This is a genomic window from Paraburkholderia sp. EG287B (assembly GCF_040965595.1).
In the GTDB taxonomy this organism is placed as follows: domain Bacteria; phylum Pseudomonadota; class Gammaproteobacteria; order Burkholderiales; family Burkholderiaceae; genus Paraburkholderia.
Genome location: NZ_JBFRCG010000004.1, coordinates 49,548 through 74,321 on the forward strand (window position 1 = coordinate 49,548; position 24,774 = coordinate 74,321).

Genomic DNA, 24,774 nt, shown 5'->3' on the forward strand with positions numbered 1-24,774 from the left:
GCACCATGAACCTCGAACGCCGCCACACCTTCTCGTTCAGCCCCGACGGCGAGCACTTCCTGCTCGACGGCAAGCCCTTGCAGATTCGCAGCGGCGAGATGCATCCCGCGCGCATACCACGCGAGTACTGGCTGCATCGCATTCGCATGGCCAAGGCGATGGGCATGAACTGCATCGCGTTGTACATCATGTGGAACTACCACGAGCCACGCCCGGGCGTGTTCGACTTCGCAAGCGGCAACCGCGATATCGAAGCCTTCATCCGCCTGTGCCAGCAAGAAGCGTTGTGGGTGCTGTTGCGCCCGGGCCCCTACGTTTGCGCCGAGTGGGACCTGGGCGGCCTCCCCGCTTACCTGCTGGGCGAACCGGACATCCAGCTGCGCACCGACTCCGCCACCGATGCCCGTTACATGGCCGCGGTTACACGCTATATCGGCGAACTGGCTCCCCGCATCAAGCCGTTGATGATCGATGCCGGCGGCCCGATCCTGATGATCCAGATAGAGAATGAATTCGGCTCGTATGCAAGCAATCCCGCTTACCTCGAAGAATTGAGGCAGCTTTGGCTGCGGGGCGGCATAGCGGGGCCCTTCTACACCGAGGACGGTCTCGCGCAACTCGAGCGCAATCGCACGACGGTGACGGGTGGCGCCATCGCATTGAGCAACGGCAACGCGGCGCAAATCGCCACGGTGCGGCGCGCGTTTCCTGCCGTGCCCGCGATGGCGGGCGAGGTCTATCCGGGCTGGCTGACGCATTGGGGCGAGCCGGAATTCGCGGGACTCCATTACGACCTTTCCGCCATCTTGACGGCATTCATGCAGTCGCAATTGTCGTTCAACCTCTATGTCATTCACGGCGGCACCAGCTTTGGCTTTTATGCCGGCGCGAATGTGGACGAGTCGGGTAATTATCAACCCGATATCACGAGCTACGACTATGGCGCGCCAATTAACGAGCAAGGGGCCGCCACCGCGAAATACCTGAAGTATCGCGACATCATCGCCCGTTATCTGGCCGAGCCGTTGCCGGAGATTCCGGACGCCATACCCACGGTCGCGGGCCACACCCTGACGCCCACCCTCTATGCCTCGATCTGGGACAACCTGCCCGCGCCTTTGCCGCGCGAATCGAGCGTCGGTCCGCAGCCGTTCGAGCACTACGGTCAGACGTCCGGCCTCATGTTGTATCGCAAACAGTTGCGGGCGCAACCGGTCGGTGCGCTGGATATCAGCGACGTTCACGACTATGCGGCAGTTTTTGTCGGCGAGCACTACGCGGGCGGCGTCTCGCGCGCGGGCATTCCGCACGGCTATGCACAGCGGTTACACGTGACACATCGCGCGCCGCTCGCATTGCCCGCCAACGTGGCCGGCCCGCTGGAAATTCTGGTAGAGGCCATGGGGCGCGTCAATTTCGGGCCTGCGATCGTCGACCGCAAAGGACTGCTCGCGCCCGTGAAGATGCAATACGCCGACGGGTCCGTTTCCTCAATCGAGGAATGGGAAGTCTTTTTGCTACCGATGGATGAGGCGTACATCGCCGGGTTAGAGGCACGCTGCACGAGTCCGCTGAAACCCGGGCTCTTTTTCAAGGCACGCCTGGTTCTGGATGAAATCGGCGACACCTGGCTCGATATGAGCCAATGGACCAAGGGCGTGGTCTGGGTCAATGGGCACAATCTCGGGCGCTACTGGCGTATCGGCCCGCAACAGCGCTTGTATTGCCCCGCGCCGTGGCTCACGCAGGGCGAGAACGAGGTGCTGATCTTCGACCTGCATCAGACCGAAACGAAACCCGTGCAACTGATGAATTCGTTGTATTAGCCACCACCGGCCGGCAGCAACTCCAGCGTGAGCACTTCGAAAGGCGCGAGCTGGATTTCGCACGGCACGTCCGCGTCGAGTATCGCGGGAATGCCGGTCGTGCCTGGCTGCCAGAGACTCCGCGCATGGAATCGTCCTGCCGCCCCGGCCGGTAATTCCAGTTGATGGCGCAGCGCGAGGGCAAAGCGCTGCGCCTGATCGTGCGGATTGCGCAGCGTCACGATTGCCTTGTGCTGCGTCCACGCGGCCCAGCCGTAGATGGCCGCTTCGTCGGGCGCGCCGCCGATCCAGTGGCTGTCGCGCAAGACGTCGCCGTTCGCGCGCGCCCATCGGGCGGCTTGCGCGAGCACGTCCCAGTCGTCCTCGCCCAGCAGCGAAGGCGTGATGTACAGCTCCTGCAATTGCGTACCGCTCGCGAAGAAGGACCGCACTTCGTGCGCGAATGCATCGCCTGCCGGCACATTCAGGCGTGGATTGCACTGTGCAACGACAATGCCGTGCAGCATCAGGGAGTTGAGCGGAAAGAGCGGGCTGCGCAGCACGACGTTGCGGTACGTCTGCGCGTCGCGATACGTGATCCAGCGCTCGCGGCTCGTGCCGCTGCCCGCCTGACCGTCGTCGCTGCCGCCGCGCCAGATCGCGTCGACGTAGCGCAGCCAGAACGGCGAGGGATGCGTGCCGGTCGATAGATTGATGAAGGTTGCCGGTTTCGCCGCGCGAATGTCGCCGATGAGCTGGATCGCCGCGTCCCAGTCGCTATCGAAAAGGCTGCCTGGAAATACACGGTCCGCGTTGCCCGTCCCATCGAACTTGAACTGGTTCACGCCGTCCCTCGCGAGCAGGCTCATCACGACTGCGTGAAAGCGCTCGTAATAGCGCGGCCCCGATAACGCAAAACCATTGTCGATGGCTTCATAGCCCGCGGCGCGGCCGTGCGTGACGCGTTCGTCCTTTGGGCCGCAATAGCCGCCCCAGGGCGACAACCAGACGCCGGGCGCGCCGCCATAGCGTGCCGCCGCCTCGCGCAGCGGCACGAAGCCATGCGGAAACGCCTGGCTGAAATGCCAGCCGCCGCCAAGGTCGTCCCAGCCATCGTCGAAAAGAAACGAATCGATCTGCACGCCACGCGCGGTATGCAATTTGCGGCCGATCGTTTCGATGCGCTCCAGCGCCTGGTCCTGCGTATAAGGCGTGAGATAGCCGATATCCCACCAGCTGTTGTAGTGCAGAAACGGACGATATGGGCGGGCGCGCTCCTGCTCGAGGCAGGTGGCGAAATCGCGCCGCAACTGACCGTCGCGAGCCACGCCGGCCACGGCGGAATAAGTCAGCGTCCGGTTCTTTTGCAGCGGCAGCGTGCGTTGCAGCGTAAAGCTGACGCTATCCGCGTCCACGTGGCTGGTTGCAAGCGGCAACTCGAAGCCCAGATAGAAGTTGCCCGCAACGACCGGCGTGCCCTTGCGCTCGCTGCCGGTCTGCGCGCCGACCGCGCGCGCCTGCAGCAGGGAAACGACGGCAATGGCTTCGTCCTGGCGCAAGGCCGTCACGTTCAGCGTCATGCGCAGATATCGCGCGCCGTCGCGCTGCTCTACGCTCCATTGAATCGCGAGGCGTCCCTGGGCGTCGCCCAGCGTGATGCTCACGCGCCGGCCCGCGACGCGTTCGGCCAGGCGCGATGCGTGCGGGTTGGCCGCGAGCGCCTCTTCCCGTACCGGCGCGAGCACCTGCATGCCGGCCGGGCCGAGTGTGGTGCCATCCGCGAAAGTTAGCGCGAACGGCGCGGCGATGGGCAACGCACCCGCCCCGGCGCAATCGACAAGTGAAAACTGGGTGAGGTGTTCATCCGCGAGCGCCCAGCGCAAGGCAACGGCATGGTTCCCGAACGAGCAGACGTCGCCCTGTTTCCGGAATTCGGGCATGCAGGCTTGCGTAGAAGTTCGATCGTCGGTACGCATAGGCAACCTGTCTCGGGCGCGGGCAGCCTCTATAGGGTAATGGCAACGACACCAACGTGTAATGACCCTAAAGCGGCTTACCCACGCGAATGGCCATTCAGGGCCGCGCGCTTCCCTTATGGGAACCTTAAGGCCGCCATTTTTCGCGCGGCTTTACCAGCGGTTACACGATTGACAAATCTGCGCATCCCGTTCGTAAGCTCAGCGACTAGAATCCGCTTCCATCGCAACCGCGTCCGTTGACTGGAATAGAGATCATCATGAATCGCCTGACGTTTTATCTCCTCGCAGGACTCGCAGGGACGTGTGTCAGCACAGCGGCATCCGCCCATGCCGATATCGGTGTCTATCTCGGCGTTCCCGGTCCGGTCTATGTCGCGCCCGAGCCAGTGTACGAAGCACCGCCGCCCGTCGTTTATGCAGCACCGCCCGCTGCGGTCTACGAACCGGCCCCCGCCTACGGCTACTACCGCTACGACCACGACGACGAACACCACTGGCACGACCACGGCCGTCATCGCGGCTGGGAACATCACCACGGCGACGACGACGATTGACCGGCGCGCCCGCCACCCAGATCGTTGCGCGCGCAACGTCATGCGCGCGCATTCCTCCCTGCTAGTGCCCGTCCCACGCTCCCTCCCAGCGAAAGCGGTCCTGTTCGGCCAGGTTAGCGCGCTCCAAGTTGTCTAGCCAATAAACGCTTACAACGCGCACTCCACGCTGCCTCCCGCCCTTCCTTCCCGTGTGCAACGCGCACGTGTCAGCCCGTTTACACCGTCCGCCAGCAAAAACCCTAGTTGTCTCAATATGTGAGAGCCGTTATCTTGTCTATACAACACGGCTGACGTGACAGCCCGCTGTTGACCATGCCGCCATCCCTCATGGCGGCGTCGAAAGACATACTGGAGACTCCACGTCAATGAAGAAGTTTGCCCTGTGCATCGCGATGCTCGCCGTCGCCACCTCCGTCTGCGCGAAGGACTGGACCACGGTCCGCTTCGGCGTGGACGCCAGTTATCCCCCGTTCGAATCGAAGAGCACGGACGGCAAGCTGGTCGGCTTCGACATCGACGTCGGCAACGAAATCTGCAAACGCATCAACGCGAAGTGTGTCTGGGTGGAAAGCGAATTCGACGGCATGATTCCGGCGCTCAAGGCGAAGAAGTTCGACGCCGTGCTCTCCTCGATGTCGATGACGCCGCAGCGCGAAGCGCAGATCGCGTTCTCGTCGAAGGTCTTCCACACGCCTAGCCGCCTCGTCGCGAAGAAGGGCTCGAGCCTCCAGCCCGCTGCCGATTCGCTGAAGGGCAAGACGGTCGGCGTCGAGCAGGGAACGACCCAGGAAGCCTACGCAAAAGCCAACTGGGCACCGAACGGTGTGAAGATCGTGCCTTACCAGGATCAGGACCAGGTCTATGCGGACCTGCTCTCGGGCCGCCTCGACGCCGCGCTGCAAGACGCCGTGCAGGCCGACCTGAGCTTCCTGAAGACCCCGCGCGGCGCAGGCTTCGCGTTCACGAACGGCGAACTCAGCGATCCCAGCGGCATCCTCGGCAACGGCGCCGCCATCGGCTTGCGCAAGGACGACGCCGACCTGAAGGTGAAGATCGACAAGGCACTCGCCGACATGCTCAAGGACGGCACGTACAAGAAGATCGAATCGCGCTACTTCGCGTTCGACGTGTACGGTTCCTGAGCCTGACCGGAGCATACGATTCGCGACGAAGGCGCGGGACACTCCCGCGCCTTTTGCCCTTTCCGCCGCCTGCAACTTTCCCCGCCCTCTCGCCATCATGCAGATTCAGACCCATCCGCTCATTTCGCCGGCGCTCGGCACCGCGCGGCACCTCACGAGCTTCCACTACGGCCCCACCGGCGCACAGAAGATCTACATCCAGTCGTCGCTGCATGCCGACGAACTGCCGGGCATGCTGGTCGCCTGGGCGCTGCGCCAACGCCTTGCCGCGCTCGAAGCCGCAGGCAAGCTGCGCGGCGAGGTCGTCGTCGTGCCCGTGCCCAATCCCATCGGCCTCAACCAGCGCCTGCTCGGTCAGCTGCTCGGCCGCTTCGAAAGCGGCACCGCGGCCAACTTCAACCGCCACTTCCACGATCTCGCCGGACTCGTGCTCCCGCGTGTCGGTCCTCGCCTGAGCGCCGACGTACAGCAGAACGTGGCCGTCGTGCGCGCTGCGATGCGCGAGGCGCTCGACGAACAGGCGCCCACCACCGAACTCGGCTCGCAGCGGCTTGCGCTTCAGCGCCTGTCGTATGACGCCGACGTCGTGCTCGATCTGCATTGCGACTTCGAAGGCGCGCTGCATCTCTACACGAACCCCGATCTGTGGCCCGATGTCGAGCCGCTCGCGCGCTATCTCGAAGCGAAGGCCTCGCTGTTCGCGCTCAATTCGGACGGCAATCCGTTCGACGAGATCCACAGCTTCTGCTGGTCCGCGCTGCGCGAGCGCTACGGCGAGCGCTTTCCGATTCCCAACGGCGCGGTTTCCGTGACGATCGAGTTGCGCGGCCAGGCAGACGTGAGCTACGACTTCGCCGAGCGCGACGCGAACGCCATCATCAATTACCTCACGCATCGCGGTGTGATCGAGGGCGCGCCCGCGCCGCTGCCGGCGCTCGAATACCCGGCCACGCCGTTCGCGGGCGCCGAAGCGCTCATCGCGCCGGCCTCCGGCGTACTCGTGTTCCGCACACCGGTTGGCGTGAGGGTCGAACCGGGCCAGCCGGTCGCCGATGTGGTCGACCCGCTGACCGATCGCGTCGTCACGATCACGAGTTCCGTGACCGGCATGCTGTATGCACGCCAACGCACGCGCTTCGCCACGGCGGGGATGGAAGTCGCGTGGGTGGCAGGCGCCACGCCGCTGCGCAGCGGCTCGCTGCTGCCCAACTAGGCGATGAAACCGGGTAAATCACCCGAAACGATGTGGGGTCGTGCCCGATAACGGACACGTTACGCGGCACAGTTCGTTTGAAAACGAAACGATGTGTGACGGGGCGTAACAGCGGGCCGGCAGGCACACCGCACAGGACGATGCCTGCCGTTGCGGCGCAGTGAGGGCGGGAGCAAGCGCGATTTACACTTGCTTTCGATTCTTTACCTATGCGCACTGAGTTGAAACTTACGATTGTCAGCGCCTGGAACATCGGGCCCCAAGGCGGCCGGAGACCTCCGTTTCCGGCCGCCTTTCTCATTCGTAAATAGAACCAGCGGAATGGCCCACAATAAATGAACAGCTTCGATACCGTCATTCTGGGAGCCCTCACCCAAGTCGATCTGCCGCCACTGCTCAATCACGCGATCCGGGTGATGGTGGGGCTCTATACGTTCAAGGGTTATTTCCTCATCCCGCTCATCTGGTGGATCTGGTTCCAGCCCAACGAGCGGCGCGCGTGGCGGCGCGAGATGATGATCGCCACGGTGGCCAGCGGCCTGATCGCGCTCGCCGTGGGACGCCTCCTCGCGCGTCTTCTGCCGTTCCGGCAACGGCCGCTCTTCAATCCCGATCTGCACCTGCATTTCGCCTCGTCGTCGCTGCGGGCGGCCGGGCTCACCGACTTCAGCTCGTTTCCGAGCGATCACGCCATGCTGTGGGTGGCGATCGCGATGGGGATCTTTCTGGTATGGCGTGTGGTCGGCGCGCTGGCGATGTCGTATGTGGTACTGATCATCTGCTTGCCGCGTGCGTATCTGGGCTATCACTACCCCACGGATCTGATCGCGGGCGGCGCAATCGGCGTGGTGATTACCTGGCTGATGACGCGCGATGCCGTCAGGAAGCGGACCGCCGAGCCCGCACTGCGCCTGATGGTGCGCTTTCCAGGGGCGGCTGCCGCATTCACGTTTCTCGTGTGTTTCGAACTGGTCACGCAATTCGACGATCTGCTGCGGCTCGCCCACTCCGTCGTGCACGGGATGATCTGAAAACCGGCGCGGGCGGCGTATTCCGTACGCCGCCCGCGCGGCTTCACACTGCGCCCGGATTGACGTACGCCGTCTTGACCGTGGTGTAGAACTCGCGGGCATAGCTGCCTTGCTCGCGCGGGCCGTAGCTCGAACCCTTGCGGCCGCCGAACGGCACGTGATAGTCCACGCCAGCCGTTGCGGTGTTCACCATGACCATGCCGGCCTGCACTTGGCGGCGGAAATGGTTGGCATGACTGAGCGACGTCGTGCAGATGCCGGCCGACAGACCGAACTCGGTGTCGTTCGCCACGGCAAGCGCCTCGTGATAGTCCTTCACCTTGATGACCGAGGCGACCGGGCCGAACACTTCTTCGCGGTTGATGCGCATTGGCGCGGTCGTACCGGTGACTAGCGCGGGGGCGAGGAAATAGCCGCGCGTGGCGCCTTCCACGCGCTCGCCGCCGTACACCTCGCCGCCCTCTTCACGCGCGATAGCAATGTAGCGCTCGTCCTGCTGAAGCTGCTTGTCGTCCACCACCGGCCCGATATGCGTGCCGTCCGCCAGCGCGTCGCCCGTCTTCAGCGTTTTCATGCGCGCCTTCATCGCTTCGATGAAACGGTCGTGAATGCCTTCGGTCACGATGAGGCGGCTCGACGCCGTGCAGCGCTGCCCCGTCGAGAAGAATGCGCCGTTGATGCAGGCTTCCACGGCGACGTCGAGATTGGCGTCGTCGAGCACGACCATGGGATTCTTGCCGCCCATTTCCAGCTGGAACTTCTTGCCCGTTGCAAAGCACTTCGCGCCGATCGCGCGGCCCGTCGGGACCGAGCCGGTGAAACTCACGGCATCGACATCGGGCGAGCTGACGATCGCCTCGCCCACCACCGAGCCGCGCCCCATCACGAGGTTGATCACGCCGGCAGGCGCGCCCGCTTCCGCAATGATCTTCACGAGTTCCCACGTGCTGGCCGGCACGAGGTCGGCGGGCTTGATGACGACCGTGTTGCCATAGGCCAGCGCGGGCGCGATCTTCCAGGCGGGAATGGCGATCGGAAAGTTCCAGGGCGTAATGAGCCCGATCACGCCGATCGGCTCGCGCGTCACTTCGACGGTCATGCCGGGGCGCACCGAAGGCACGATCTCGCCGCCCAGGCGCAGCGCCTCGCCGGCAAAGAACTTGAAGATTTGCGCGGCGCGGCCCACTTCGCCGATGGCCTCGGGCAGCGTCTTGCCCTCCTCGCGCGCGAGCAGGCGGCCCAGCTCGGCCTTGCGCGCGAGAATCACGCTGCCCACCTGGTCGAGCAAATCGAAGCGTTGCTGCGGCGTGGACAGCGACCACTGCGCAAAGGCCTTGCGCGCGGCGGCGATGGCGTCGCGCGTCTGCGCGTCGTCTGCCTGCGCGAACTCGCCGATCGCGTCGTCGAGATTGGAGGGATTGATGTTGGTGGAGGCCGTGGCGCCGCGCACCCACTGGCCGCCGATGTAATTGTCGAACTGGTTCATGTCGCGTTTCCCGATTCAGTGACTCACAGCAATCCGCGCGCAGCGAGATTGCGATAGAGCGCGCGCACGCCGAAGGTCCACGGCGCGAGTGCCGTGCTCAGTTGCACGGTGTTGATCAGCGCGCCGAGTTCCGGCGCGGAGATGGTGACCTTGTCGCCCAGATGATGCGTAAAGCCGCCGCCTTGCGTGTCGCGATCCTTGATCGGCGAGAACATGGTGCCGAGAAACAGCATGAAGCCGTCGGGATACTGGTGATGCGGGCCCCACGTCTGCGCCACGAGGTCCGCCGGGTCGCGGCTGATTTCGCTCATGTGGCTGATGCCTTCCAGCACGAAGTCGTCGTCCGTGCCCTCCACGCGCAGCGCGACGCTCGTCTTGCGCACCGTGTCGAGACTGAATGACTCGTCGAACAGACGCACGAACGGGCCGATCGCGCACGAGGCGTTATTGTCCTTGCACTTGCCGAGCAGCAGCGCCGAACGGCCTTCGATGTCGCGCAGGTTGACGTCGTTGCCGAGCGTCGCGCCGACGATCTCGCCGCGGCTGTTCACGGCCAGCACGATCTCCGGCTCGGGGTTGTTCCAGACCGAAGCGGCCAGCAAGCCGACAGCTGCGCCGAAGCCCACCGCCGACATGGGCTGCGACTTCGAAAAGACTTCCGCGTCGGGCCCGATACCCACTTCCATGTACTGGGACCACGCGCCGCGCCGCTCGAGTTCCGCCTTGAGCTTCATCGCTTCTTCCGAGCCCGGCTTGATCTTCGAGAGATCGGTGCCGATCGTGGCCGCGATGGTTTCGCGCACTTCCTGCGCCTTGGCGGGATCGCCGCCCGCCTGCTCCTCGATCACGCGCTCGATCAGGCTCACCGCGAACGTCACGCCGCAAGCCTTGATCGCCTGCACGTCGTTGGGCGCGAGCAGGCGCAGCGCGGGCTCGCCGCTGCCGGGCAGATTCGCTTCGATCAGTTTTTCCACCGGGCCGAGCGATTCGCCGCTCACGGTGCGCGCGAATTGCGCGAGGTCCTCGCGGTCGAACAGATCCGCAGTGGTCGGCGCGCTGGCTGTGATATCGATGACTTCGCCGTTGCGCACGAGCACGACAGCAGGGCCTTCATGTTCGCCTGCCTTGCGCCACACGCGGCCAACGAGCAGCGCCTGCCCGACATCGCCGGGTAGCCAGTTTGAGGGGGTGTTCGAGGTCATGGTGCGTCCAGTTGGGTGTCCGGGTTAATGCGAATGGCGCGGGTTGCCGCGCTCGGCGATGACTTTCAGATAGAGCGTGGCCGGTTCGAGGCATCCGCCCGTGGACAATTGCCCCACCGTCTTGCGGTAAAGCTCCTGCCAGGGCGTCTGTGCCGGCGGAACCTCGAAGTGCGCCGTTTCGCGGCGCCGCGCAAGCTCGGCTTCGTCGACCAGCACGTTCACGCTGCGCGCATTCAGGTCCACGCGAATGCGGTCGCCCGTTTGCAGCAGCGCGAGGCCGCCGCCCACCGCCGCCTCGGGCGACATGTTCAGGATCGACGGGCTCGCCGAGGTGCCGCTCTGGCGGCCGTCGCCCAACGTGGGCAGCGACGTGATGCCCTGGCGCACCAGTTCCGCCGGCGGCGCCATGTTCACCACCTCGGCGCTGCCCGGATAGCCCACCGTGCCCGTGCCGCGAATCACGAGAATGCAGTGCTGGTCGATTTCGAGCGACGGATCGTTGATGCGCGCGTGGTAGTCCTCGGGACCGTCGAACACGATTGCGCGCGCCTCGAAGGAATTTTCCGCGCCCGGCTCGCTCAGGTAGGTTTGCCGGAAGGCGTCGCCGACCACCGACATCTTCATGATCGCGCTGTCGAAGAAGTTGCCCGAGAGCACCATGAAGCCCGCGCCGTGCTTGAGCGGATCATCGGTTGTCCTGATGACCTGGCGATCGGGCTCGGGCGTGCTGTCGGCAATGGCGCCAATGGTGCGGCCCGATACCGTGAGGCATTCGCGGTGCACGAGGCCCGCGCGATCGAGTTCGCGCAGCACGCCGGGCACGCCGCCCGCGCGGTGGAAGCTCTCGCCCAGATACTCGCCTGCCGGCATGCAGTTCACGATGAGCGGCACCTGTTCGCCAACGCGTTGCCAGTCTTCGAGGCTCAGCTCGATGCCCATGTGCCGCGCGATCGCAATGAGGTGCGGCGGGCAGTTGGTGGACGCACCCAGCGCGGAGGCCACGACGATGGCATTCTCGAACGCCTCTTTCGTCATGATGCGCGAGGGCCGCATGTCGTAGCGCACGAGGTCGACAATGCGCTTGCCCGTTGCGTACGCCATCTGGCCGCGCTCGCGGTAAGCGGCCGGAATGCTGGCGCAGCCGGGCAGCGACATGCCCAGCGCTTCGGCGAGGCTGTTCATCGACAGCGCCGTGCCCATCGTGTTGCAGTGGCCGATGGAGGGCGACGAAGCCGTCGTGAGCTCCATGAAGCCCTCGTAGTCGATCTCGCCGGCCGCGAGCAGATTGCGCGCATGCCAGATGACCGTGCCCGAACCGACACGCTGGCCGTGATGCCAGCCGTCGAGCATCGGGCCGCCCGACAGCACGATGGCGGGCATATCGACCGTTGCCGCGGCCATCAGGCAAGCGGGCGTGGTCTTGTCGCAGCCCGTGGTCAGCACGACGCCATCGAGCGGGAAACCGTGAAGAATTTCGACCAGACCCAGATAGGCCAGATTGCGGTCGAGCGCTGCCGTGGGCCGGCGGCTCTGCTCGGCGAGCGGATGGACCGGAAATTCCATCGGGATGCCGCCCGCGTCGCGAATGCCCGCCTTCGTGCGCGCCGCCAGCTCGATATGGTGACGGTTGCAGGGGGCGAGATCGCTCCCCGTTTGTGCAATGCCGATGATGGGGCGGCCCGATTGCAATTCTTCCCGGGTCAGACCGTAGTTCATGAAGCGCTCGACATAGAGCGCGGTCATGTCCGCATGGGCCGGGTCGTCGAACCATTCCTGACTGCGCAGGCGCCGTGCGTTGGGCTGGGTCATATCACTCACTTGCTTGTTCCTTGTCTCGACGATGCGGCGGGCAGGTCCACGCCGTTTGTTATCGGTAACATTTCTGGATATTAGCACTTTGCGCCCGCCCTGTGCACCAGGTGAGACCACGCGTTTTCCCGACCTGGGCGCCGGTCTCCGACTTGCCGTGGCGCCTCGTCTCATGCTAATTTAGCTCCCGCTGTGTTACCGATAACAAAACAGCGCGCTGTTCACAGCCAGCGCCGAGATCCAGCAAGTACACCACGAAGCTCGTGGAATCGCTCCCCAGCAGCGGGACCATTCAAAGGCACATGTGAAAGGAGACACATCCCATGCCCACCCTGACCCAGATTGCGGACTCGCCGGCCGCCGTCAACGAAGCCGAAGAACAGCTGTACCGCAAGGTACTGAAGCGGATCCTGCCGCTTCTGCTTCTGTGCTATGTCGTCGCCTACCTCGACCGCGTGAACGTCGGCTTTGCCAAACTGCAGATGCTCGATTCGCTCGGCCTGAGCGACAGTATCTATGCGGTGGGCGCAAGCATTTTCTTCTGGGGATACTTCCTCTTCGAGATGCCGAGCAACCTGCTCCTGCATCGCTATGGCGCGCGCTTCTGGATCGCGCGCATCATGGTGACGTGGGGCATCGTGTCTTCGTCGCTCGCCTTTATCGCGCCGCTCGCGAGTTTCTTTCACGTGCAGACCTCGACGATGTTCTACATCCTGCGGTTTCTGCTCGGCGTCTGCGAAGCGGGGTTTTTCCCCGGCATCATTCTTTACCTGAACTACTGGTTTCCGGCGCGTCGCCAGAGCGTCGCGATGTCGGGGTTCCTGATCGCCATTCCGGTGAGCCTCACGCTCGGCGGCATTATCTCGGGCTGGCTGATGGAAAACACGCATGGCCTGTTCGGGCTGGGCGGCTGGCAGTGGATGCTGTTGCTCGAAGGCATTCCCTCGATTCTCGTCGCCTTCGTGGTGCTGCTGCGCATGGGCGACGGCATTCAGTCGGCGAAATGGCTGAGCGCCGCCGAAAAGGCCGTGCTGCAAAAGAATCTCGAACAGGAAAGCGCGAAGAAAACGCATAGCGCCATGGCGGCGCTGAAAAGCCCGCGCGTCTGGCTGCTGACGTTCATCCTGCTGACCTTCAATACCGGCTTCTATGGTCTGGCGTTCTGGCTGCCTTCCATCATCAAGGCTTCCGGTGTGAAGAGCACGTTCAATATCGGCTTGCTGACCGCGATTCCCTATCTCAGCGCCGTGGCCGCCATGATCTGGAACGCGTCGCACTCGCGCAAGACGGGCGAGCGCCGGCTGCATGCGGCCATTCCGGCCTGTATCGGCGGCATCGGCCTGATTCTGAGCGCACTGTTCGCGCACAACGTGCCGCTCTCGATCGTATTCCTGACGATCGCCACCTGCGCGATCCTCGGGCTCATGCCAATTTACTGGACGTTCCCGGGGCAGATTCTCTCCGGCACGGCCGCGGCGGCCGGAATTGCGCTCATCAATTCGGTCGGCAACCTGTCCGGCTTCACGGGCTCCATGATCACCAGCGTGGCGAAGGACCTGACCGGCGACATCAACAACGGCACCTATGCGCTGGGCGCGTGTCTGCTCGTGAGCTGCGTTCTGATTCTGTCGATTCCGAAAAGCATGCTGAAACGCGATCCCGTGGAAGAGAACTGAGCGTCATGCGTATCGGCTAAATCGTCCGTTGCGAGGGCCACGTTCTGCCACGTTCTGGCTGAGCCTTCCTTACACGATCCCGTTTTGAAAATTGCGTCGGCCTTGCGCCGGCGCTTTTTTTTGGCCGCCGCGGTCTGGCGCGAACCGGCAATTGTCCCGCCTGAACACCCCAGCGCCTGCACGAAAGACGTGCAAAAAAAACAATTGGAATTGTCTCAAGAATTGCAGCACGCTGCCGATAAGACGTGAAGACTGTTTTCAGCCCGATGCACCACCATCGGGCCATTGACAAGCAACGGAGACGCTGTGATTCGAACCTGCCTTGGTGGCCTGCTGCTCGCGCTCGGTTGCATCGGCACCGCGGTTGCCGCAGGCCCCGACTGCTCGCGCTCATTTACGCTCGCCTTACACGATCATGGGCTGCTCTACTCCGTCGACACGGACACGGGCATCGACAAGGACTTCGCCGACGCCCTCGCGCGGCGCAGCGGCTGCCAGATCCGCGTGAGCCTGATGTCGCGCGCGCGTATCTGGAAACTGATCGAATCGGGCGCGCTCGATTTCAGTCTTTCGGGCATTGCCAACGAAGAGCGCAATCAATACGCGGATTTTGCCTGGTACTTCAGCAACAAGTACTATCTGCTGGTTCGCAAGGATTCGGGCATCCATCAACTGGCCGATTTCGAGCACAACGACAAGTTTCAGCTCGGCGTGATTCGCAGTTTCCGCTACAGCAAGTCGGCCAACCGGCTGGTCGATTCGCTCTCCGCCGAAAACCGCGTGAGTCAGGCGGGCGGCCTCGAGCCGCTTTACCAGGCGCTGATCCTTGGCCGCATTCAGGGAATGATCATCGAGCCGTTCGATTATCCCGCCATCGATGAAGCGAAGATTCGGAGCGTGACCAATATCGTGGAGTTCGACGATCCACCCATTCCGCATGGACTCATCATGTCGAAGAAGGCGCTCTCGCCCGAGGAGCGGGACAAGTGGCGCGCCCTCGTCAACGAAATGATCGCCGACGGCACGGTGCGGCGCATCTTCACGAAGTATTTCAAGCCTGACCTCGCCGATTCGATGGTCCCCTTCTAGACGCCGCCATGACCCGGACGCGCCTCGTTCTGCTCCCGCTACTGGTTCTCGCCGCCGCACTCGGCGTGACCTGGACGCTCTGGAACCACGAGCGGGAAGCGGCTCGCCACGAACTGCTCACGCAGTTCGACTACTCGCTCGGCGACGTCGTGAGCCGCGTCGAACAGCGCATGGGCACGTACGAGCTGTTGCTGCGCGGCGTGCAGAGCCTGTTTGCCGCCAGCGGCGAGGTCGATCGCGACGCGTTCCGCGCGTACGTCAATACGCTCAATCTCGACGCCAATTTTTCCGGCATCCAGGCCATCGGCATCATAGCGTGGGTGCCGCAGACGCAAAAGGCCGCGCATATCACGGCCATGCAGCAGCGCGGCTTGCCGGGCTACGCGATCGAGCCCGACGGTCCGCGGGCGAACTACGCCCCCATCATTCAGCGCGAGCCGTATATCGGCGCCAATCGCGCGGCGCCCGGTTTCGACGCCTGGGCCGACCCGGTGCGCCGGCGCGCCATGGAGCAGGCGCGCGACACCGGCATGGCGACGATTTCCGGCAAGGTGCGCCTCTCGGTCGATACCGATCCCGGCGCCGACCCCGGCTTCGTGATGTACATGCCGGTCTACACACACGGCTCCGCGCCGGAAAACGCCACGGAACGCCAGGCGCAGCTGGTGGGCTGGGTCTACGCGTCCTTTCGCATGCACGACGTCATCGCCAGCCTTTACGGCGAGGAACCGCCCGGCCTCTCGGTCTCCATCTACGACGGCGTGGAATCGTCGCCGGACGCATTGCTCTACAGAACGTCGGGCGCCTCCGCTCTTCACCTGCCCAGCGATCTTTCGGCGACCGAATATCTCGTGGTCTGCGGACACGACTGGATGCTCAAGCTGATGGCGCGCGACGGCTTCAAGGCGCGCTTCGGCCGCGACGCGGCAACGCTCATCGCGATCACCGGCACGGGCCTGAGCCTGCTGCTCGCGCTGCTCACGCGCCTCATGATGACGGGCCGCAGCCGCGCGATACGGATGGCCTCGTCGATGACGAAGGAACTGCGCGAAAGCGAAGAAAAATTCCGCGCCATCGCGGACTGTACGGTCAACTGGGAAATCTGGTGGTCGCCGGAAGGCAAGCCGCGCTGGATCAACTCGGCGGTGGAGCAGTACATCGGCTATACCGTCGACGAGTGCATGGCCATGAGCGACTTCGCCTGCACCGTGATCTATCCGGGCGACGCGTCCTACGTCGCGCCCGAATTCCGCGGCGCGCAACTGGGCTCGCGCGGCGACAATCTGGAATTCCGCTGCGTGCGTAAGGACGGCTCGCTCATGTGGCTCTGCGCCTCGTGGGTGCCGATTACCGACTCGAAGGGAGACTTCATCGGTTTCCGCACGAGCGGGCGCGACATCACCGAGCGCAAGATCGCCGACCAGCGCATCAAGGAGCTGGCCTTCTACGACGCGCTCACGGGCCTGCCCAATCGCACGCTGCTGCTCGACAACCTCAAGGACGCCCTGACCGACAGCGCGCGGAACGGCACGAGTGGCGCCCTGCTGTTCATCGATCTGGATCACTTCAAGACGCTGAACGACACGCTGGGCCACGACAAGGGCGACCTGCTGCTGCAGGAAGTCGCGAAACGCCTGGCGGCGAGCATACCCGCGGGCGACACCGTGGCGCGCGTGGGCGGCGACGAGTTCGTCGTCGTGGTGGGCAATCTGAATCCCGTTCCCTGCGAGGCGGCCCGCCAGGCCGAGGCCCTGGGCGAGCGGATTCTCGCTGTGCTCGGGAATCCTTATCGACTCGACGAGATCGACTACCGCAGCACGGCGAGCATCGGCGCAACCGTATTCAAGGGCTTCCAGGCGACGACAGACGACCTCATGAAGCAGGCCGACCTCGCCATGTACAAGTCCAAGGAACGCGGCCGCAACGCGGTGCGCCTCTTCGACCCCGACATGCAGACGGTCGTGGTGGAGCGTGCCGCGCTCGAAGCGGCGCTGCGCGAAGCCATCGAGAACGAAGAGTTCGTGCTTCACTACCAGATGCAGATCGACAGCGGCCGGGTCACCGGCGTCGAGGCGCTGGTGCGCTGGCGTCACCCCCTGCGCGGGCTCGTGTACCCGGCCGATTTCATTCCCGTGGCCGAGGAAACCGGGCTCATCGCCGAGCTGGGCAGCTGGGTGCTGCGCGCGGCCTGCACCCAGCTGGCGCGCTGGGCCATGCAGCCCGACACCGAACACCTGACCATTGCGGTCAACGTCAGCGTGCAGCAGCTGCACCAGCCCGACTTCGTGCAAAGCGTGCTGGCCACCCTCGAACAGACCGGCGCGAGAGCGGACCGGCTCAAGCTCGAGTTGACGGAAAGCGTGCTGGTCGACAACGTGCAGGAGATCATCGAGAAAATGGAAGCGCTGAAGGCGAACGGCATCGTCTTCGCGCTCGACGATTTCGGCATCGGCTATTCGTCGCTTTCGTATTTGAGGCGCCTGCCGCTCGCTCAACTGAAGATCGACCGCTCCTTCGTGCGCGATGTCCTCGTCGATCCGAACGACGCCGTGATCGCCCGCACCATCGTGGCGCTCGCGCACAGCCTGGGCCTCGGCGTGATCGCCGAAGGGGTCGAGACCGAGGAGCAGCGTGCCTTCCTCGCCTCGGCCGGATGTTACGCGTATCAGGGCTATCTGTTCTGCCGCCCGATTCCTGTCGAGGAGTTCGAGGCGGCATTGCGCGGACTCGAGGCGTCGGAGTGCGTCACGGAGTAAGCGCGCCCCGCCGCCCGTCGCATCACGCGTCGCCGTGCCGGCGCGGCGCGAGCAGGTCGGACAGGCCCACGCGATGCAGCATCTCCGCCCGCACGCGGTCCAGTACGGCAAAGCCGACGTCCGCGCCGTCCTGGGTCGGGTCCACGTGCACCCGGAACGGCCGCTTCCCGAAGGGAGCATCGACCACCTCGACGATCGCCTCGGCCACAAGACCGACGTCGGCTTCTGGCGGCACGATGGCGGCGAACGCCTTCTGGATCTGCTCGCCGAACCCGGCATAGGGGCCGGCTTCATAGGCGGCGACCACGCCCTTGTCTTCCGGGCTGCCCGCATGCGCGAAGTGATTCGTGCCCGAGGTGAACGCGCCCGGCACGATGATCGACGTTTCGATGCCCCAGCGCGAAAGCTCGCGTGCGTACTGAACGGCAATCGCATCCATGGCGGCCTTCGCCGCGAAATACGGCGCGAAATAAGGCGGCGTGCCGCCCGCAGAACTGCTGCTCGACACCCACACCACCAGACCCTCCCGGCGCTCGCGCATGTGCGGCAGCACCGCGCGGTTCACCCGCTGCGTGCCTAGCACGTTGATGTCGTACAGGTGCGCATACTGTTCCGGACTGAACGCTTCGGCCGGCCCGAAGGCCATGTGGCCCGCGTTGTGGACGATCACATCGATACGCCCGCTTGCGGCGATCACGCGGGCGATGCCCGCATCCACGGACGCCTGCGACTGCACGTCGAGTTCGACGGTGCGCAGATCCACGCCGTTGTGCTGCGAGAATTCGGCCATCTGCGCGACGACCGGGGCGTTGCGCCCGGCGGTCGCACGCATCGATGCGTAGACGGTATGGCCGGCGCTGGCGAGTGCTGCGGCGGCGAGGCGGCCGAAACCGCTGGATGCGCCGGTAACGACAATGACCTTCTTCATGATTGGCTCCTCGTTCGTCATGAAAACGCTTGATCAGGACATCAAACAATGCCGCCGTTCACGCGGATCGTTTGACCGTCGATCCAGCCAGCGCCGTTGCCGACGAGGAACGACACCACTTCCGCGATGTCGTCCGCCTGGCCGAGCCGCTCGAGCGGCGGCATCTTCGCGAGGCGCTCGATCTGCTCGGGCGTCTTGTCCTTGAGGAACAGTTCGGTTGCGGTAGGCCCGGGGGCGATCGCATTCACGGTGATATTGCGGCCGCGCAGTTCCTTGGCAAAGATGTTGGTCATCGCTTCCACGGCGGCCTTGGTGGCGGCGTACACCGAGTAGCCCGGCAGCGCGAGCGCCTGGATGCTGCTCGAGAAGTTGACGATGCGGCCGCCCTGGCGCAGCTTCTTCGCGGCAATGCGCAGCGTATTGAAGGTGCCCTTGAGGTTGATCGCGACGAGCCGGTCGAACAGGGCGTCGTCGGTATCGGCCAGGTTGACGAGGCCCGGCTGCATGATGCCCGCGTTGTTCACCACGATATCCACGCCGCCGAAGAGCGTAATAGCCTGGTCGAACATCGCGGCCACCTGGGCGGGCACGGCCACGTCCGCCTGAATTGCCGCGGCGCGACCGCCCGCGGCCTTGATTTCCTCCACGACTGCGTTGGCGTCCGCCGCGCGGCCGGCGTAGTTGACGATGACTGCGACGCCTTCGCTCGCGAGGCGACGGGCGATCGATGCGCCGATACCGCGGGAAGCGCCGGTAACGATCGCGACTTTGCTGGGGTTGGCTTGCGTGCTCATGGTGACTCTCCGTTCCGGTTGGGTGGGTGATGCAACGTGATGCGATGGGTGCATCTTCCCGCCAGGCGACGCCCCACGGTAGCCGCATAGCCGGAATATCGGTTATGCTTCCCGCGTATGACCATCTTCAACGACCTGAGCCTGCTGCAGGCCTTCGTTGCCATCGTGGAGAGCGGCAGCATCTCCGCGGCGGCGCGCAAGCTGAACCTGAGCCAGCCCACGCTGAGCCGCCAGCTGCGTTCGCTCGAAGATCAATGCGGCGCGGCGCTGCTGCGGCGCGACACGCACCGCATGAGCCTCACGGAAACCGGCCATCAGTTCCTGGCCGACGCCCAGGCACTGCTCGCGCTCGCCGAGGAGGCCGGCCAGCGCATGCGGCGCGATCAGAGCGCGCTGAGCGGCAATATCCGTGTGTTTTCCACAATCGACTTCGGCCAGTCCGTGGTGAGCCGGATGATCAGCAGCTTTATCCAGGCCCACCCGGCTGTGCGAATGGAGCTGGCCTATTCGAACCGCCCGCTCCACATGATCGAAGAGGGCTGCGACGCGGGTATCGTCGCCGGGGCGCTCACTGACGATCGCGTCGTGGCGCGCTCGCTGGGCGAGATCCACCGCTATCCGGTTGCCTCGCCAGCGTTCCTCAAGGATCACAAGTTCGCCAGCAAGCCGGAAAGTCTCCAGGTCTTACCGTGGATCGCACTGTCGAGCCGGCAATTCGGCGGTTCGAGGGATGTCACGCTGTATGCGGGCGCAACGACGCATACGTTGCAGATCGAGCCCGTGATGATCTCGGAAGGCGTGACGAGCATGCGCGAGGCCGCGCGCATGGGGCTGGGCGTGGCCGTGTTGCCGGAATGGCTGATCGAGGAGGATCTGATCTCGGGCCGCCTCGTGCGCGTCCTGCCGAAATGGCAGGCGAAACCGCTCGCCGCGCAAATCGTCTATCCCGTGCAAAGGCGGCTGCCGCTGCGCGTGCAGGCATTCATCGAATTCGCAAGCGAATATATGACGACGGTTTTGAAGCCGCGATAACGCCTGACTCCGCGCACGCGGGCGCTTCGGGCTAAGCGCCCTTCATTCTTGACTCGAAATCAAAACACTTTGGTCTCCAGGCCACGGCAACGCGCTGGGCGCCGCAGCAGGCAGCGCGGCACTCTCGGCCGGTCTCGGCTACGGCGCGGTGCCGATTGTCGGGGCGTTCATCGCGCTTGGCGGCGTTGCGCTCGTCGTCCAGATCGTCATGAACCGGCGCTCGCGCGAGACGGGCGAGCTTGTCTTCCTCGCGCACCGAAGGCGCTTGTTCGTTGAACCGCAGCACAGCCGGCAGGAAAATCGCGTTCGGCGTGCCATGATGCAAACGCGGGTTGATGCCGCCCAGCGAATGGCTCAGGCTGTGCACGCAACCCAGGCCCTTCTGGAACGCCAGCGCACCCTGCATCGATGCGCTCATCATGTTCAGCCGCGCCACGCGGTCGCCGCCATCACGCATCGCGCTCGATATGACGCCACGCGCGCCACAAGCCGTCCAGCGCAATGCCGTCCGCGGGCGCATCGGCACCCGCGTGGCGCTCACCTCGACTTCGGTCGGCAAAGCCTGGCTCGCGACGCTCACGCCGGCCGAGCGCGAGCCTTTGCTCGCGCAGGCGCCGCGCGCGCGCTTCACGGAGCATACGATGACCGACCTCGGCGCGATCCGCGACGAGATCGAACTCACGGCGCAACGCGGCTACGCGGAAGATCGCGAAGAAAACGAACAGTCGATCTGGTGTTACGGCGCGGCGATTCTCGGCGCCGATGGCCATGCAGTGGGCTGCGTGAGCGTCAGCATGCCGATGTTCCGCCGCCAGGATGACGCGCAGCGCAGCTACATCGAACCCCTGCTCGCCGCGTGCCGCACCATCGCGGCGCGGCTTGGGCCGGTTTGCGTGCGCTAAGGCAGCAACGGCAGCCGCGCAACAGCAGCCGGTCTGGCCTACTTCGCCTCTTCCACGCGCCGCTCATCGGTGTTGCTGGGATATTTCGCCTGCCCGAAGCGGATGATCAGCACGCCCAGCGCGATCAGCACGATCGCCCCGGCGGAAGCCAGCAAATGCAGCTCCGTGTTCGCGCCGGCGCGCAGGATGAGGTCCCGCGCGATCGACACCATGGCGATATAGAGCGGGAAGCGCACCGGCAGCTGACCCGCCTTGAGATACTGCCCGACCATGGCGAAGATCTCGAGGTAGAGAAACATCAGCAGCAGGTCGGTCAGCGTCACGCCGTCCGAATGCACCATATGCCAAATCAGCGCGCCCATGGCGGCCACGGTGCCAATGCCGATGATCAACAGACCGAATAGTTCGGCCAGCTCCATGGCGCGCTCGAGGCGCTCCTTGATCGCTCGCTGCAAGGCGTTCTCGTACTTCATCTTCGCGGTTTCCCCATGACACGGTAGGGGGATAGTAGCGCGACAAGATGAAAGTTCGAAAACGCGAAAAAAAATCCGCGCGGGCGCGAGTGCGCAGCGAAATCAGGGCGACGGCGCGGCGGCGCGCAGGTCGTCGAGCACGGCGCGGGCGAATTCGAGTTGCGTGACGAGCGCGGGCGAAGCCGGCCGGATCGGCATGCGCGTTTCGTGCGACAGGGTGCCGTCGAGCGCCAGCATGGCCTTGATCGCACTCGGGTTCGGCGCGGCGAACAACAGGCGCAGCACGCCCTTGAAGCGCGCGAACAGCCGCGCCGCCGCCTCGCCGTAGCCCGCCTTCGCGAGCGCGTGCACATCGCGCAGCAGGTCCGGGCAAACGTGCGCACTGGCGAGTATGCCGCCCGCGGCGCCCGCCTCGACGCACTCCAGAAACGCTTCGTCCGTCCCGCAAAGCAGCGAGATGGGCAGTTGCCCCAGCGCCTTGAAGCGCTCGCTTGCGCAAGCCTTGATGGCCACGATATTGTCGAATTCCGCCAGTTCGCGCACCGTTTCGACTTCGATCGGCACGCCCGTGCGATGCGGCACATCGTAAAGCACCAACGGCTTCGACGTGGCACGCGCGATCTGCCCAAAGTGCCATGCGAGCCCCGCCTGGTCCGGGCAGACATACGACGGTGCGGGAACGAGAAAGCCCGCCACGTCCCACCGTTCCAGCGTGCGCAGATCGTGCACGAACGCACGCGTATCGCTGCCGCCCAGGCCCGCGATCACGGGCACGCGCCCCGCTGCGACCTCGGTTATGGCCTGCAGCACGGTCACGCGCTCCACGTCGTTCAGGAGCGCCGCCTCGCCGGTCGTGCTGAGCGCGACGATGCCGGCAACGCCGTCACTCGCGTATTTGTCAGTCAGCAGTTCCAACGCATCGACATCCACTTCGCCATCGCGCAGCGGCGTCACAATGGGCAACCAGATTCCCTCGAACATATCAGGCCCCCTTGTTGCCGGTGCGCGGGCGCAATGCGCCGATCGTGGCTTCCGGCACGCTGACTATCAGCGTATGCATCGTGAAGTCGATGTCTTCGGGCGCGATATCGAGTAGCACGCGCATGGCGCCGCGCACGAACGCAGTTTGCGCGACATAGACGCCGAGCGGCGAATGCAGCAGCGCCGCGAGATGCGCCCGCGCGGCTTCTTCGGTATTCGCGTTCAGCATGACTTCGAGCCAGGCACGCGGGGCCCGCAACGGAACGACCTTCGCAAGCGGGCGCGGAGTCGGCGCCACGATCTCGTAACGGGGGATGGGATTTGCGCAAGCCATGAGATTTGAATTGCTATTCGCAGGTTGTGAACACAACTTCAGCGTATTCCCGAACGCGTAAAACCGGTGTTAAAAATAGCGGTGCGTCGTGTCTAAATTTCACATGCCTTGTGCGAGCTGCGGATTCAACTCGAGATGCAGCACGACGAGCCAGCGTCGCGGGCACGCGTTGGCAATCTGGAGTTGCGCTTCGTGCGCACTCCCTTCGGTTCGCGCCGGCCCGATGAATCCCTGCTTCTTTGCCGTGGCCCACGCGGCGCGCGCGTCGGTCACCAGCCAGTTGCTGACGAGCAGGCACGTAATGCAGCTAAAGATCACTGTCTCGAAGTCCGAGATGCCCGGATCGATTTGCTGGGTAACGTAGCCGAACACGGCAGTCAGTATCTGGTCCACGGAAAACGTGAGAAGCGCGAGCTTCAACCAGCCTCTAAAACGCATCGGCATGATTAGCGGAGAAACACAGGATTGAACGGCGGGAGGCAAAACATGGCAATGACACGGGCGGATTCGACGCGCCAGTGTAGGCGTGGCGTTCTTCCGCGCACAAGAAAAAATGCCGTAAAGAAGCACCGTATTTACACGCCGGCGGGCAATCTTTTACGGCTTGTTTACGCGCCGTTCGCTACGATCATGCTGATCCGCAATCTCTCGGGCCAATTCGTGTTGAAACTCCTCATTCCCGTCATTGACCGGCACGGCGCAGCCGAAGCCGCACGCCACAGCGCGTTTCTTTTCGCCGAACGCGGCATGGTGGAAGTCGAGATCGTTGAGACGATGCAGCAAGCCGAGGCGAGCGACGGCGCCCGCAAGCGCAGACAACGGCACGGCCGCGACATGCTCGACGCCACCTGCGCGATTCTCAAGGACGCAGGCGTGCCGTACCGCCTGCGCCACGCGCCTGGCCCCGCGGAACGCAGCATTGCCGCGTGCGTGGAATGCGGCGGCGCGGATATCGTTCTCGTGGACGCAAGCCATCTCGGCTTTCTGCGCAAATGGATGATGCTCGCAAGGCTCAGGCGGCTTTGCAGCGTGCCCGTGACCTTGTTGCATTGACGGCGTCTCGGTCCGCTCGCATGCGCAACCTCTCTTCGCCGCTTCGGCGCACATTGAATGCCGCACGCGCCATCAGTCCGCAAAGACGCGCATTGCTGCGCGTGTGCGCGTTGATTCTGCTGATCAGTCCCATACTGACTTCAGCGTTCGCATTCTTCGCGTATTCGAATCACCCCGATTTTGCACTGGGACTCACGGCATTCTTCTGCTTCATGTGCTGCACGCTGCTTGCCGTGTGGATACGCTCCGATGCGCGTCATGCGTGGTCGCGCGCGAGAGAGTGGGGCTTCGTGCAGCCGGCCGCGATTCGCCCCGGCCGTGCCGTGCGCGTAGCGAGCGCCTGCCCTTTGCGGTGGCTCGTCGTGCTGCATGTGGAACTGCACGGAGGCATCGTCGCGGCGCGCTAGGCGTCGAAACCCTGCGTGATCGCGGCAATGCGTGCCTCGTCGCAGCGTGCTGTCGCGGCGTCGCGCACGGGTAAGTCGAGCCAGATTGGGTCTGCCCGGACGCGCGCGAACCCGCATGTTCGAAAACG

The 24,774-nt window shown here is 64.4% G+C and carries 23 protein-coding genes and 1 pseudogene; 13 read left to right on the top strand and 11 right to left on the bottom strand.

Annotated features, from left to right (window positions below):
* The first annotated feature begins 5 nt into the window (after positions 1-5).
* The gene (locus AB4Y40_RS07705; protein WP_368687163.1) at positions 6-1,826 is read left to right on the top strand and encodes a beta-galactosidase; all 1,821 of its coding nucleotides are present in this window, start codon (positions 6-8) and stop codon (positions 1,824-1,826) included.
* Here AB4Y40_RS07705 and AB4Y40_RS07710 read toward each other — a convergent pair.
* Complete coding sequence (locus AB4Y40_RS07710; protein WP_368687164.1) at positions 1,823-3,745, bottom strand: enterotoxin; 1,923 nt, start codon at positions 3,743-3,745, stop codon at positions 1,823-1,825. The two genes, AB4Y40_RS07705 and AB4Y40_RS07710, sit on opposite strands and share 4 nt — an antisense overlap.
* A gap of 296 nt (positions 3,746-4,041) precedes the next feature.
* Here AB4Y40_RS07710 and AB4Y40_RS07715 point away from each other — a divergent pair, with 296 nt between their 5' ends.
* From AB4Y40_RS07715 to AB4Y40_RS07730, 4 genes are all read left to right on the top strand, one after another.
* Positions 4,042-4,338 carry a hypothetical protein gene (locus AB4Y40_RS07715; RefSeq protein ID WP_368687165.1) on the top strand — a complete coding sequence of 99 codons (297 nt, stop codon included), beginning with the start codon at positions 4,042-4,044 and terminating at the stop codon, positions 4,336-4,338.
* 365 nt (positions 4,339-4,703) lie between these two features.
* On the top strand, positions 4,704-5,480 hold the full coding sequence (locus AB4Y40_RS07720; protein ID WP_368687166.1) for an ABC transporter substrate-binding protein: 777 nt from the start codon (positions 4,704-4,706) through the stop codon (positions 5,478-5,480).
* 97 nt (positions 5,481-5,577) lie between these two features.
* Complete coding sequence (locus AB4Y40_RS07725) at positions 5,578-6,693, top strand: succinylglutamate desuccinylase/aspartoacylase family protein (RefSeq protein ID WP_368687167.1); 1,116 nt, start codon at positions 5,578-5,580, stop codon at positions 6,691-6,693.
* 335 nt (positions 6,694-7,028) lie between these two features.
* The gene (locus tag AB4Y40_RS07730; protein ID WP_368687168.1) at positions 7,029-7,724 is read left to right on the top strand and encodes a phosphatase PAP2 family protein; all 696 of its coding nucleotides are present in this window, start codon (positions 7,029-7,031) and stop codon (positions 7,722-7,724) included.
* Positions 7,725-7,767: 43 nt separating this feature from the next.
* Here the strand turns inward: AB4Y40_RS07730 and AB4Y40_RS07735 are convergent, their stop codons facing one another.
* From AB4Y40_RS07735 to AB4Y40_RS07745, 3 genes are read right to left on the bottom strand one after another with little or no spacing between them, the layout of a single operon-like run.
* Positions 7,768-9,210: an aldehyde dehydrogenase family protein gene (locus tag AB4Y40_RS07735; RefSeq protein WP_368687169.1), complete on the bottom strand. Its 1,443-nt coding sequence runs from the start codon at positions 9,208-9,210 to the stop codon at positions 7,768-7,770.
* Between the two features lie 23 nt (positions 9,211-9,233).
* A complete protein-coding gene (locus tag AB4Y40_RS07740; protein ID WP_368687170.1) occupies positions 9,234-10,412 on the bottom strand; it encodes a fumarylacetoacetate hydrolase family protein in 1,179 nt (392 codons plus the stop codon).
* A gap of 24 nt (positions 10,413-10,436) precedes the next feature.
* A complete protein-coding gene (locus AB4Y40_RS07745; protein ID WP_368687473.1) occupies positions 10,437-12,221 on the bottom strand; it encodes an IlvD/Edd family dehydratase in 1,785 nt (594 codons plus the stop codon).
* 323 nt (positions 12,222-12,544) lie between these two features.
* On the opposite strand from AB4Y40_RS07745, the gene AB4Y40_RS07750 reads away from it, so the two are divergent.
* The 4 genes from AB4Y40_RS07750 to AB4Y40_RS07765 all read left to right on the top strand — a co-directional run bounded on the left by AB4Y40_RS07750 (position 12,545) and on the right by AB4Y40_RS07765 (position 17,742).
* Entirely contained in the window at positions 12,545-13,897 is a 1,353-nt protein-coding gene (locus AB4Y40_RS07750; protein ID WP_368687171.1) for an MFS transporter, read from the top strand.
* A gap of 84 nt (positions 13,898-13,981) precedes the next feature.
* The gene (locus tag AB4Y40_RS07755; RefSeq protein ID WP_368687172.1) at positions 13,982-14,146 is read left to right on the top strand and encodes a hypothetical protein; all 165 of its coding nucleotides are present in this window, start codon (positions 13,982-13,984) and stop codon (positions 14,144-14,146) included.
* Positions 14,147-14,203: 57 nt separating this feature from the next.
* Positions 14,204-14,986: a substrate-binding periplasmic protein gene (locus AB4Y40_RS07760; protein WP_368687173.1), complete on the top strand. Its 783-nt coding sequence runs from the start codon at positions 14,204-14,206 to the stop codon at positions 14,984-14,986.
* An 8-nt stretch (positions 14,987-14,994) separates the two neighbouring features.
* A complete protein-coding gene (locus AB4Y40_RS07765) occupies positions 14,995-17,742 on the top strand; it encodes an EAL domain-containing protein (RefSeq protein WP_368687174.1) in 2,748 nt (915 codons plus the stop codon).
* Between the two features lie 22 nt (positions 17,743-17,764).
* Here the strand turns inward: AB4Y40_RS07765 and AB4Y40_RS07770 are convergent, their stop codons facing one another.
* Both AB4Y40_RS07770 and AB4Y40_RS07775 read right to left on the bottom strand, forming a co-directional pair.
* Positions 17,765-18,670 carry an SDR family NAD(P)-dependent oxidoreductase gene (locus AB4Y40_RS07770; RefSeq protein ID WP_368687175.1) on the bottom strand — a complete coding sequence of 302 codons (906 nt, stop codon included), beginning with the start codon at positions 18,668-18,670 and terminating at the stop codon, positions 17,765-17,767.
* Between the two features lie 41 nt (positions 18,671-18,711).
* A complete protein-coding gene (locus tag AB4Y40_RS07775; RefSeq protein WP_368687176.1) occupies positions 18,712-19,464 on the bottom strand; it encodes an SDR family oxidoreductase in 753 nt (250 codons plus the stop codon).
* Between the two features lie 117 nt (positions 19,465-19,581).
* On the opposite strand from AB4Y40_RS07775, the gene AB4Y40_RS07780 reads away from it, so the two are divergent.
* Positions 19,582-20,496 carry a LysR family transcriptional regulator gene (locus AB4Y40_RS07780; RefSeq protein ID WP_368687177.1) on the top strand — a complete coding sequence of 305 codons (915 nt, stop codon included), beginning with the start codon at positions 19,582-19,584 and terminating at the stop codon, positions 20,494-20,496.
* 223 nt (positions 20,497-20,719) lie between these two features.
* Here AB4Y40_RS07780 and AB4Y40_RS07785 read toward each other — a convergent pair.
* Positions 20,720-21,011, bottom strand: a pseudogene (locus tag AB4Y40_RS07785) (iron-containing alcohol dehydrogenase); the annotation flags it as partial.
* Between AB4Y40_RS07785 and AB4Y40_RS07790 the strand changes: the two are divergent.
* A complete protein-coding gene (locus AB4Y40_RS07790) occupies positions 20,964-21,398 on the top strand; it encodes an IclR family transcriptional regulator (RefSeq protein ID WP_368687178.1) in 435 nt (144 codons plus the stop codon). The pseudogene AB4Y40_RS07785 and the gene AB4Y40_RS07790 sit on opposite strands and share 48 nt — an antisense overlap.
* Before the next feature lie 38 nt (positions 21,399-21,436).
* On the opposite strand, the gene AB4Y40_RS07795 is transcribed toward AB4Y40_RS07790, so the two are convergent.
* The 4 genes from AB4Y40_RS07795 to AB4Y40_RS07810 all read right to left on the bottom strand — a co-directional run bounded on the left by AB4Y40_RS07795 (position 21,437) and on the right by AB4Y40_RS07810 (position 23,606).
* Positions 21,437-21,871 carry a phosphate-starvation-inducible protein PsiE gene (locus tag AB4Y40_RS07795; protein ID WP_069262357.1) on the bottom strand — a complete coding sequence of 145 codons (435 nt, stop codon included), beginning with the start codon at positions 21,869-21,871 and terminating at the stop codon, positions 21,437-21,439.
* Between the two features lie 102 nt (positions 21,872-21,973).
* Positions 21,974-22,852 (bottom strand): 4-hydroxy-tetrahydrodipicolinate synthase, encoded by an 879-nt coding sequence (locus AB4Y40_RS07800; RefSeq protein ID WP_368687179.1) that lies wholly within the window; start codon positions 22,850-22,852, stop codon positions 21,974-21,976.
* A 1-nt stretch (position 22,853) separates the two neighbouring features.
* Positions 22,854-23,150 carry a hypothetical protein gene (locus tag AB4Y40_RS07805; RefSeq protein ID WP_368687180.1) on the bottom strand — a complete coding sequence of 99 codons (297 nt, stop codon included), beginning with the start codon at positions 23,148-23,150 and terminating at the stop codon, positions 22,854-22,856.
* A gap of 135 nt (positions 23,151-23,285) precedes the next feature.
* Positions 23,286-23,606, bottom strand: coding sequence for a hypothetical protein (locus AB4Y40_RS07810; protein WP_368687181.1), 321 nt, complete (start codon positions 23,604-23,606; stop codon positions 23,286-23,288).
* A 210-nt stretch (positions 23,607-23,816) separates the two neighbouring features.
* On the opposite strand from AB4Y40_RS07810, the gene AB4Y40_RS07815 reads away from it, so the two are divergent.
* Together AB4Y40_RS07815 and AB4Y40_RS07820 are read left to right on the top strand one after the other, a co-directional pair.
* The gene (locus tag AB4Y40_RS07815; RefSeq protein ID WP_368687182.1) at positions 23,817-24,239 is read left to right on the top strand and encodes a universal stress protein; all 423 of its coding nucleotides are present in this window, start codon (positions 23,817-23,819) and stop codon (positions 24,237-24,239) included.
* 20 nt (positions 24,240-24,259) lie between these two features.
* A complete protein-coding gene (locus AB4Y40_RS07820) occupies positions 24,260-24,646 on the top strand; it encodes a hypothetical protein (RefSeq protein ID WP_368687183.1) in 387 nt (128 codons plus the stop codon).
* Positions 24,647-24,774 lie beyond the last annotated feature (128 nt).

Bases quoted from the DNA above. Each gene is read 5' to 3' on its own strand.
- AB4Y40_RS07705 (WP_368687163.1), top strand. From the start codon at position 6: ATGAACCTCGAACGCCGCCACACCTTCTCGTTCAGCCCCGACGGCGAG.
- AB4Y40_RS07710 (WP_368687164.1), bottom strand. From the start codon at position 3,745: ATGCCCGAATTCCGGAAACAGGGCGACGTCTGCTCGTTCGGGAACCAT.
- AB4Y40_RS07715 (WP_368687165.1), top strand. From the start codon at position 4,042: ATGAATCGCCTGACGTTTTATCTCCTCGCAGGACTCGCAGGGACGTGT.
- AB4Y40_RS07720 (WP_368687166.1), top strand. From the start codon at position 4,704: ATGAAGAAGTTTGCCCTGTGCATCGCGATGCTCGCCGTCGCCACCTCC.
- AB4Y40_RS07725 (WP_368687167.1), top strand. From the start codon at position 5,578: ATGCAGATTCAGACCCATCCGCTCATTTCGCCGGCGCTCGGCACCGCG.
- AB4Y40_RS07730 (WP_368687168.1), top strand. From the start codon at position 7,029: ATGAACAGCTTCGATACCGTCATTCTGGGAGCCCTCACCCAAGTCGAT.
- AB4Y40_RS07735 (WP_368687169.1), bottom strand. From the start codon at position 9,210: ATGAACCAGTTCGACAATTACATCGGCGGCCAGTGGGTGCGCGGCGCC.
- AB4Y40_RS07740 (WP_368687170.1), bottom strand. From the start codon at position 10,412: ATGACCTCGAACACCCCCTCAAACTGGCTACCCGGCGATGTCGGGCAG.
- AB4Y40_RS07745 (WP_368687473.1), bottom strand. From the start codon at position 12,221: ATGACCCAGCCCAACGCACGGCGCCTGCGCAGTCAGGAATGGTTCGAC.
- AB4Y40_RS07750 (WP_368687171.1), top strand. From the start codon at position 12,545: ATGCCCACCCTGACCCAGATTGCGGACTCGCCGGCCGCCGTCAACGAA.
- AB4Y40_RS07765 (WP_368687174.1), top strand. From the start codon at position 14,995: ATGACCCGGACGCGCCTCGTTCTGCTCCCGCTACTGGTTCTCGCCGCC.
- AB4Y40_RS07770 (WP_368687175.1), bottom strand. From the start codon at position 18,670: ATGAAGAAGGTCATTGTCGTTACCGGCGCATCCAGCGGTTTCGGCCGC.
- AB4Y40_RS07775 (WP_368687176.1), bottom strand. From the start codon at position 19,464: ATGAGCACGCAAGCCAACCCCAGCAAAGTCGCGATCGTTACCGGCGCT.
- AB4Y40_RS07780 (WP_368687177.1), top strand. From the start codon at position 19,582: ATGACCATCTTCAACGACCTGAGCCTGCTGCAGGCCTTCGTTGCCATC.
- AB4Y40_RS07790 (WP_368687178.1), top strand. From the start codon at position 20,964: ATGACGCCACGCGCGCCACAAGCCGTCCAGCGCAATGCCGTCCGCGGG.
- AB4Y40_RS07795 (WP_069262357.1), bottom strand. From the start codon at position 21,871: ATGAAGTACGAGAACGCCTTGCAGCGAGCGATCAAGGAGCGCCTCGAG.
- AB4Y40_RS07800 (WP_368687179.1), bottom strand. From the start codon at position 22,852: ATGTTCGAGGGAATCTGGTTGCCCATTGTGACGCCGCTGCGCGATGGC.
- AB4Y40_RS07815 (WP_368687182.1), top strand. From the start codon at position 23,817: ATGCTGATCCGCAATCTCTCGGGCCAATTCGTGTTGAAACTCCTCATT.
- AB4Y40_RS07820 (WP_368687183.1), top strand. From the start codon at position 24,260: ATGCGCAACCTCTCTTCGCCGCTTCGGCGCACATTGAATGCCGCACGC.